Annotated in this window: 8 protein-coding genes and 1 pseudogene; 2 read left to right on the top strand and 7 right to left on the bottom strand. The window is 47.8% G+C overall.

Annotation, left to right across the window (positions count from 1 at the left end; translation table 11 throughout):
• Nucleotides 1–384: 384 nt before the first annotated feature.
• Nucleotides 385–843 carry a hypothetical protein gene (locus CIK04_RS22710; protein WP_325205739.1) on the top strand — a complete coding sequence of 153 codons (459 nt, stop codon included), beginning with the start codon at nt 385–387 and terminating at the stop codon, nt 841–843.
• A 121-nt stretch (nt 844–964) separates the two neighbouring features.
• Here CIK04_RS22710 and CIK04_RS22705 read toward each other — a convergent pair.
• The 7 genes and pseudogenes from CIK04_RS22705 to CIK04_RS22675 form a co-directional block, all read right to left on the bottom strand.
• Nucleotides 965–1,261 (bottom strand): annotated as a pseudogene (locus CIK04_RS22705) (MBL fold metallo-hydrolase); the annotation flags it as partial.
• A 3-nt stretch (nt 1,262–1,264) separates the two neighbouring features.
• A complete protein-coding gene (locus CIK04_RS22700) occupies nt 1,265–2,206 on the bottom strand; it encodes a Gfo/Idh/MocA family protein (protein WP_097352185.1) in 942 nt (313 codons plus the stop codon).
• A gap of 80 nt (nt 2,207–2,286) precedes the next feature.
• The gene (locus CIK04_RS22695) at nt 2,287–3,384 is read right to left on the bottom strand and encodes an ABC transporter permease (RefSeq protein ID WP_097352184.1); all 1,098 of its coding nucleotides are present in this window, start codon (nt 3,382–3,384) and stop codon (nt 2,287–2,289) included.
• Nucleotides 3,381–4,307 carry an ABC transporter ATP-binding protein gene (locus tag CIK04_RS22690; RefSeq protein ID WP_097352183.1) on the bottom strand — a complete coding sequence of 309 codons (927 nt, stop codon included), beginning with the start codon at nt 4,305–4,307 and terminating at the stop codon, nt 3,381–3,383. Before CIK04_RS22690 ends, CIK04_RS22695 begins: the two co-directional genes overlap by 4 nt.
• 3 nt (nt 4,308–4,310) lie before the next feature.
• Nucleotides 4,311–5,261 carry an HlyD family secretion protein gene (locus CIK04_RS22685; protein WP_038963968.1) on the bottom strand — a complete coding sequence of 317 codons (951 nt, stop codon included), beginning with the start codon at nt 5,259–5,261 and terminating at the stop codon, nt 4,311–4,313.
• A 245-nt stretch (nt 5,262–5,506) separates the two neighbouring features.
• Entirely contained in the window at nt 5,507–6,370 is an 864-nt protein-coding gene (locus CIK04_RS22680) for a MurR/RpiR family transcriptional regulator (protein WP_017419591.1), read from the bottom strand.
• Between the two features lie 96 nt (nt 6,371–6,466).
• On the bottom strand, nt 6,467–7,732 hold the full coding sequence (locus CIK04_RS22675; RefSeq protein WP_097352182.1) for an amino acid deaminase: 1,266 nt from the start codon (nt 7,730–7,732) through the stop codon (nt 6,467–6,469).
• A gap of 233 nt (nt 7,733–7,965) precedes the next feature.
• Between CIK04_RS22675 and CIK04_RS22670 the strand changes: the two genes are divergently transcribed.
• Nucleotides 7,966–9,348 (top strand): amidohydrolase family protein, encoded by a 1,383-nt coding sequence (locus tag CIK04_RS22670; protein ID WP_232708609.1) that lies wholly within the window; start codon nt 7,966–7,968, stop codon nt 9,346–9,348.
• Nucleotides 9,349–9,411: the final 63 nt, after the last annotated feature.

The raw sequence follows: 9,411 nt of genomic DNA, 5'->3' as shown, positions 1-9,411 counted from the left end.
TCAAAATTCATGGAGGATATATTAAATGGAAAGGTGTTCCAGCTATTCGTAGGTGTCGTTTTGATGTGAKATCTTGAATATATACTTTTCATTAATGAAATATATTAATTAGAGAGCAATGTAGTACTTTTATATTCAATGTGTTTGATTGAAATTTATTTAAAGTTTATATCAGGAGAATATCTGTGTTTAAAACCTTGATGTATAAGATTAAATAAAAAATCCAACCGTGAACTTAAAACGATTAAGTTAAAGCAAATATATGATATAGCAACATATCAGGCTGTAATTCACACTTCTGATAGGAAGCAATACAGATTTTGGAAAGCTATTTCTGAGTGGGATGTAAACTATGAGAAATTGTTTTGTTTTTGGGTTTTTTTATTGATATTTTTGCCGTTTTTTGCAAAAGCGGATATAGAAGATAAAATGTATTCTGACTTGAATGTATCAATTTCAAATTTAGGTGAACGAATTGAGAATTGTAGAAAACTAGCGTTAGAAAATAAGCCAAGTGAAAGAACTATTTCATACTTAAAAGATAAACCTGATTCTTTCTTATCAATATTGCCGTATGTTAATCATTTAGCGATGGAAAAATGCACGTTAGAGCAAAAGAAAAATTTGGCCTATGTACTGCTTTATGTGAAAAACAACTCTTCTAGAGAAATAACAATCAGTCTCATAAAATCGACTGAAAAATTGGCGTTTAGTGTAGACCATTCTCAAAAAGTTAACTTTGAATCGCTAGACCCAGAATCCAAAGCGTTTATTTTGTCTAATGACTTTTTTTCAAAGCCTTTTGATGTATTAGGCTTATTTGAAAAAGTTGCTGAAAAATAATGGTATACAAGGCGTTTCATAGAGATTTGGTACGCCTAGCACTCCCAGCTCACGCTTTGTTTGCAGGTTAAAGTGTGATGCAACCACTTTGGCGTCGTGCCTGCATCCTCTAAGTGTGGCTTTAGCCGTTATCTTTTAACCACCACGGTTTGAGTGGTGATTCTTCATTAAGCACAAGGCGCTGACCAATCTCTGGGCTGATCATCGTCACGCCTTTTTCTTCGCTGAACTGCCGCGCTTTTTCCATCGGTTCATGCCAATCGTGCATCGCCAAATCAAAGGTGCTGTTGTGAATCGGCATCATTTTCTGGCCTTGCAAATCAAGATGCGCTTGAACGCTCTCTTCGGGGAACATGTGAATGTTCGACCACAAACTGTTGTACGCGCCAGTTTCAATCATGGTGAGATCGAATGGGCCGTTTTACAACGCTTTGGCGATCTTTTGGTAGATCGCCTCTGCCAATTGATGGCTAGCGATATTCCGCTCCACAATCTCACTGGCCAGTTGACCACATTCTACCACCTTGACCCAATCTCTGAGCATCGGTGTAAAGCCTTTACTGGTGAGCATTGGTGTCCAATCCTTTAACGCCAACTTAGTTTGCTGGCCCTGCTGCCAAAGGTGGCCTTCACAAAATGAATCAAATTCAACGGCGCGATTTTGATAGCTGGCCGCCACACGTTCTGTGGTGATACCAAACTGACGGTTCATCGATGCGTGCAACAAGGTTTCTCCAGCTTGCCATTGCACATCCACTCGCGCGAGTTGAGTGCCCGCCATTTGGTAGGTCAGATAAACCTCTTGCAGATCGGCTTGGCGATTGAGATTCACGCTATCGAGAGGGTGGATGAAATCATCAAACAGAAAAGTACGAAGCTCACCTGGAAGATCGAGGCGATGTTTTTCCCAACGTAGCGAACGCAGTGCCTCAAATCCCTGACCTACAGTATTGGTGCTGTCGAGTTCAGGGATGGTTTGATTGAAGAGAGGAATATGGCGACGGTTAAACCCGACATACAGGGGCTGGCCGTGCTGATGAGCGATGTCATAGAGGGCTTCAACATCGTGAGCGTTGTCTGCCAGTGGCTTGTCAACAAAAGTTGGGATTCCTTGTTTGAGAAAGTAGCCTGCAATGTCAGCGTGTACACTGGTGGCCGCGTGAATCATCACCGCATCAATGCCCATTTTGGTGAGCTGACGGTAATCGCTACAATATTCCGCAATCCGGTACTGTTTGGCCAATTGTTCAAGCAGCGCGCCATCGCGAGTGCAGAGCACAAGCTCAATATCCGACATTTGAGTGATCACGGGCAAATACGCTTTCTGCGCAATATCCCCTAAGCCAATCATTGCAATTTTCATGGTAATCCTTGTTGTTTGTCGCGATCGTTAGAACGAGGGGAACGAGTGCCCCTCGTGACAATTGAACACCATGTCGCGTATTAATCCAACGATTTCTTGAAGCGAGTTGAGGCTATGATCAGCCCAAGCAGGGTAAAGCCAATCATCCATAAAGTATCGCGCCACAGGTCGAATAAATCTGCGCCTCGCAAGACAATGCCGCGAATCATGCGCATGAAGTGGGTGGCGGGGAGCACTTCTGCAATCCATTGGGCCGCCACGGGCATCCCCTCGTAGGGGAACATAAAACCCGAAAGTAGGATGGAAGGCAGCAAGATGAAAACCGTCATTTGCATGGCTTGCAACTGTGTCTTGGCGATGGTGGAAATCACCAATCCCAAGGTGAGGCTGGCGGCAATAAACAACAAGGTACCCAACAATATTTGCGCAACGGAACCATTGATAGGGACGCCAAAAATAATGTGTCCAAGCCCTAAGATGATGAACACCTGAATCAAACCGACAAAAATGTAAGGGACGATTTTTGCCACCATTAATTCAAATGAACGAACCGGTGTTGTGATCAGCAGTTCCAAGTTTCCGCGTTCTCGCTCACGCACAATGGCGGCGCTGGTGAACAAAATCATCGTCATGGTGAGAATGACCCCAAGCAGCCCGGGAACAATGTTCACTGCTGAGCGGCGGCTTGGATTGTAGTAGAGCGCCACTTCAAAGGTTGGTGTCGGTTTTGGGCGGATCTGAAAATCAAAATCCGTCAGCGGCATCGTTTGTAAGCCAAGAATCGCTGCGCTGATCATGGTATCGGAACCGTCGACAATCCATTGACCCAACGGCCGGCCTTGCGCCATGCGTTGCGTTAAATCATTCGGCAAAATTAACGCCGCACGTACGATGCCATCTTGAATTGCTTGCTCGGCTTCTTCCGCAGTGGCGTAGCGTTGAGTCACACTGACCACCTGGGTGACTTTGACTGACTCGGTCAGAATACGACCTGCAGTACTTTCGCTTTGATCCACCACCGCGACAGGAATATCGCGAATATCGGTATTAATCGCATAGCCAAACAACAGCAGTTGGATCAGAGGGATCATCACCACCATGCCAAAGGTAATGCGATCGCGCGAGAGTTGGCGAAATTCTTTGACCATAATCGCTTTCATTCGATAGATCGCATTCATTGGCGGCCTTCTCCTGTTACGGACACAAACACATCTTCCAAACTTGGTCTGGCAAGGTTCATTTCCGCGTGTTGTAAGCGAGGAAAAGTGGCTCTTAGCCACGCAATTGGGTCAGCCACGCGTTGATCGATCAAGACGCGTAAGCGAATGCCCAATTGCGCTGCAGAACGTACTTCTGCCAAAGGCAATAACTGTTCTTTTAGGGCGCGTAAGTTCTCCGCTTTAACTTCAACAATGTTGACGCCCATTTGCGCCATCAGCTCTTCAGGGGCGCCATCTGCACAAATCAATCCTGCTTCCATAATCGCAAGTCGGTGGCAGCGTTCGGCTTCATCCATGTAGTGTGTGGTCACCAATATGGTGGTTCCTTGGTCGCAAAGATCGAACAATTGTTCCCAAAACTCTCGGCGATTTTCGGGGTCAACCGCCGAGGTGGGTTCGTCAAGAAACAGCAGCTCGGGTTTATGCATGGTCGCCGCGGCCAGAGAAAGGCGCTGCTTTTGGCCGCCACTCATGCCTGAAACCCGTTGCTTGCGGCGTTGATCCAAGCCATAAGTGGCGAGCTGCTCATTGACTCTCTGAGTTAGGGTTTTCTTGTCCATACCAAAAATCTGGCCAATGAACTGTAAGTTTTCCTCTACGGTGAGGTCATCGTAAAGAGAGAACTTTTGTGTCATGTAGCCGATCTTCAAGCGAAGTGCTTCCGACTGTTTAGGAATCTCCAAACCGAGCACATCAACGTTGCCTTCGCTTGGGCTGAGTAGCCCGGTGAGAACGCGGATGGTGGTTGATTTTCCACAACCATTTGGGCCAAGAAAACCGTAGATGCTGCCTTTGGGTACGTTGAGTGTGATGTTGTCGATGGCGGTGAAATCACCAAACTTTTTCACAACGTTTTGCGCCTGAATTGCGTATTCAACCATGGATTACTCTCCGTTGAGATCGACCTGAGTTGGCACACCGGAAGGGAGGGCGCGCGCAGCTTCGGTAAGATCCACTTCCGCTAAATACATCAAGCGTGAACGCTCTTCTTCGGTGAGGGCGTAATAGGGGGTGAAAGAGGCTTCGTTCGCCACCCAACGTACCGTTCCTTGCAGAGGATCGCTCACACCATCGACATGGACAGTCACTGGCTTACCGGGCACGAAGTTCACTCGATAAGTTGCCGGCACATAGACGCGCGCATAAGGTATGCGATTGGCTTGAATGACCGCCACAATGCCGCTGACGGGCACTCGTTCCCCTAGGTTATAAGGCAGATTATCGAGAATGCCATCTCGGGTCGCGACGATGGTGAGTTCGTCGAGTTTCTGCTGCTGTAAGACCACATCGGCCTGGGCGGCGGCCAGTTGCGCCTTGGCTTGCTCAATGTCTTCTGGCCGTGAGCCAGCGGTCAGTTTGCTGAACTCTTCGTTGGCGGAATCCAGTTCTGCTCTTGCCGAATCTCGCTGCGCGAGTGCGGTGTCTTTTTCAGACTGACTGATGAGTTTTTTCGCCACCAGCTCCGCTTTACGTTTGAAGGTTTTCTGCGCATCGATCAACTGCGCTTCGGCACGGGCCACACGAGCTTGTGCTGAAGCGATGTCCTCTGGTCGTTCACCGTTAGTAAGCTTGAGTAGATAGGCTTGCGCTTTGCTCTGTTCGGCGAGGGCGCGGGCTAAGACGGCTTGTTGATTTTTGCTATCGAGCTTAACCAGTACATCGCCTTGCGAAACCATCTGACCTTCTTTGATGGGAAGCTCGCGAATGATCTCATTGGCGGTCGCGGTAAAGGTGACGCGGTCACGCTCGAGGGTGCCTAGTGCTTGAGGGGTGGATTCGGTCGTGCAAGCGGTGAGGGCAAGAAGCGCCCAAACGCAGATCAGTCTGTTTCGCATGTGGTCATCCTAACTGTGGCGGCAGTGGTTAATCAATCAACAGTGTAACGCTGGGTGTGGTGGCTGCTCTAGCAACTTAATTCTGCAAATATTCATCAAGTGATGAATTAAATGCATTTGCCGTTGTGAGTATAGTAAGGTTTTGAATTGATGTGATTTTTAAGGTGAGAAACGGGATTGAGCTCGCAGGAGTAATAGGAATCGAGCGACACGGAATGTCGCTCTATCGGATTTGCTGGCTTTGCCTAATCACCTAAAGGCTGCCTATCACCGCCGCCGCGATGCGAGTCTAATGCCACTTTTAAGCGGCGCAGTTTGTCACGTGAGCGACGTTTATTTTTCACCGCTAGAGCCATAGAAAGCACATCGACAAGCGCCAGCATGGCGTAACGCGAGGCAGAAGGCTTGTAGATAAAATCTGTTTCGTGATGCTCTATCGGTAAAACCACGTTCGCTTGTTCAGCCAATGGCGTGCCTTTTGGTGTAATCGCAATGATTTTTAGACCGTAATCACGCGCTAGTTGCGCTGTCTCGACGATCACTGGTGTATAGCCGGTCGCGGAGATAAGCACCATGACGTCATTGGCATCAGCGGTGGCGGCGACCATGCGCGTCATCAAACCATCGTGGTAGGCAACAATGGCAAAGCCCAAACGAAACAGGCGATGTTGCAGTTCCTGAGAAGCAATCGTAGAACCGCCACCCATGCCGACACTGATGATTTGTCTTGCACCATAGAGCCAATCAACGGCTTGATCAATGTCTTGTTCATTGATCAAAGCTCGGTTGATATCGAGTGATTGTTTGATGGATTCGTAAATCACTTGGTAGCCACTTTGATCGGGCGGCTCAAGGATAAAACGCTGTCCAACCGTCAGCGACTGAGCCAGTTTGATCTTCATTTCACGAACATTTTTGCAGCCTATTGCTTTGGCAAAGCGCGTGATGGTAGCTTCACTGACGTCTGCACTTTGTGCCAGCTCGGTGATGCTGGCGTTGGCAGCGGTTTCAATGTCATCCGTCACCAATTTGGCGACTTTCTTTTCTGCTTCGCGTAGTGCGCTAAAACGTTCGGTGATTTGAGAAATAATGTCGACTTCTAAACTCAAGGGATTGTCCTACGTTGTCAATGACCGCAGCAAAACTGCGGTCGCAAGAATAGCGTAATTTGTTCTAAGTTGCTGCTTTCACATCGCACAATTTCATCAGAATCGGGTTTCTACCCAGTGGCTTACTTGGTAGTGATCATCACGAATCGCCAACGCACGCCATTTGTCTATGGTGAGGCAAGGGTGAGAGGTGGAGAAAACCAGAATATCGCCGACATCGAGTTCGCACTCCGCTGGGATTTCAACAAACGTATGTTGATCCATGATCGCGGTTGACGTCACGCCAGCAGGTATTGGCAGCGGTTGACCGTCTCGAAACGCGTGTTCTAACGTGGGTAGGCCAGCATCAAATGCGACATCGCGCTTACCCATGCCAACCACAAGACGCGTTGGCTCTGGACGAGAAATAACATGTGCCCATAACTCAAGCGCAGAGAGTAAATCCCCACCAAGATCGCATGCTACTCCCTGATTCTGTCGGGCTCTTTGCATCACTTGTTGCTGCGCAGTTTGGTAGATCCCCGTGTCATGGATGGCGTAGCAGCCAGGGCGAATGACGGGGGTGAGATCGCTAAGGCCGCTAAATTGCTCCGCCACTACGTCATACCAAGCTGAGCCCGCACCAGTGATGATTGGTTGTGATGCGATCAATTGAGCGCGGTTTAGCTCACGAGTTAAAGAGATTGCACCCTGCAAGAAATGGCGGATCTCAGCCTCGGCATTGTCGCCATGAATCACCCCTTCGTACACTTCGATGCCCGCCAACGCTAAGTGGGGCAGTGAGTGGATTTCATTAGCGAGTGAAAACACTTGCGCTTCGCTTCGACAACCGCAACGGCCGCCATCCACACCCAATTCAATGAAAAGATGCAGTGTTTGCTGGCGCTGGGCAAAAAAGTGCGAAAGGGCGCGAATGTTACGCGAAGAATCTACGCAGCAGTACAGCTGGATCTCAGGATCTTCAATGAGTCGACCAATAATGGCCATGTTGGCTTTGCCCACCAGTTGATTGGCGATGATGATGTTTTTCGCACCGGCCATGGCGGCGATTTCTGCTTGTGCGGCAGTGGCAACGGTGATGCCCCACGCGCCATGTTCGAGCTGTTGACGGAAGAAATCGGGTGTCATGGAGGTTTTGCCGTGTGGGGCCAGTTTCACTTGGTGGTGATTGGCAAACTGTTGCATCCACTTAAGGTTATTGTTGAGTGCAGACGCGTGAATCACAGCACTCGGCAGGCTCACTTCATCCAAAGATAAATGGCATGCTTGAGGTTGAATTACTTGGCTTTTTTCACCTGCAGCAGGGTGTTGAATTACAAAGTTATGATAGTTTCTATCATGATTTTCATGTGTTTTTTTCATGGCTATCTACTTCTAACATGTTTTAAGTGGTTGATATTTTGAGTTTGTTTGTTTCTAAAATAGATCTTGTGGTAGAAACTATCAAACTTTTCGTGATTATTTGTGTGTTTTGTCACTGATTAATTTTTACCAAGATTTACTATGGCATCAGGTTAAAGAGTTGAGCAGTAGAGAGACGTAACGTGTTCGATACCATAATTCGAAATGTAGAAATTTATGATGGCACCGGTGGTATGCCATTTGTGTCTGATGTCGCCATTCAAGGGCAGCGCATTGCTCAAATTGGTGATAGTCAAAATGCGTCTGCGGCTTGTGTGATTGATGCCCAGGGCTTGGCGCTCGCGCCGGGGTTTATCGATGTTCATACACATGACGATACCAATGTGATTCGTTATCCAGAGTGTTTGGCCAAGATCAGCCAAGGCGTGACGACGGTGATTGTGGGTAACTGTGGCATCAGTGCCAGCCCGACGATTTTGGCGGGTGATCCGCCTGACCCGATGAACTTGCTTGGTGAACAAGCCGATTTTAAGTATCCGACGTTTTCCCATTACGCTGAGGCGGTGACACAAGCGCAACCTGCCGTGAATGTGGCGGCGTTGGTTGGCCACACGACGCTGCGCAATAATGTTATGGATGATTTGCTGCGCACGGCATCCGATGAGGAAATCGAGCAGATGCGACAAGCGCTCGCTTTAGCAATGGAACAGGGGGCATTGGGGCTCAGTTCAGGTTTGGCTTATGCCAGTGCTAAGCAAGCGACGGCTGATGAAGTGATGCGTTTAGCGCAAGTGCTTGGTCAATATAACGGCATTTATACCACCCACATGCGGACCGAGTTTGAAGAAATACTCAGCGCGATGGAGGAAGCCTTTGAAACGGGCCAGTTTGCTAAGGTGCCAGTGGTGATATCCCATCTCAAATGCGCGGGCGCGGGCAACTGGGGGCGCACTGTTGAAGTGGTGGATCTGATGGAAAAAGCCGCTCAACATCAGGATGTCTCTTGCGATTGTTACCCTTATTCAGCCAGCTCTTCCACTTTAGATCTGAACCAAGTGACAGAAGAGATCGATATTTTTATTACTTGGTCGAAAAGCCAGCCACACTTTGCCGGTAAGATGCTGAAGCAGATCGCCAAGGAGATGGGGTTACCCCTCATGGAAGCAGCCAAAGCGTTGCAACCGGCTGGAGCGGTGTATCACTGCATGGACGAAAACGATGTTAAGCGAGTTTTAAAATACCGCTTAACCATGGTGGGCTCGGACGGATTGCCGAACGATCCTCATCCACACCCGCGCTTGTGGGGCACTTTCCCGAAAGTGCTTGGGCACTATTGCCGAGAAGAAAAACTTTTTTCCCTGCAAGAAGCAATTCACAAAATGACGGGAATGTCCGCTCAACGCTATAACCTCAATGAACGAGGAGTGATCAAACAAGGTGCATTTGCTGACTTGGTTTTATTTAATCCGAGAACAGTGAAAGATACCGCTACTTTTGAAAATCCTATTTCGTTAGCGCAAGGTATTGAACGGGTATTCGTGAATGGAATACTGGCTTATTTTAATGGTCAGGTTTCAAAACACAGAAACGGTGTTTTTATTTATCGAAATAAATAACATTTTAATTCAAATAAAGTTATTTGGTAAATAATAAATTGATGAAATTAAGTAAGAAAAGTA

This window comes from Vibrio sp. 03_296 (assembly GCF_002265885.1).
This window is presented reverse-complemented; position numbering and strand designations above follow the sequence as displayed.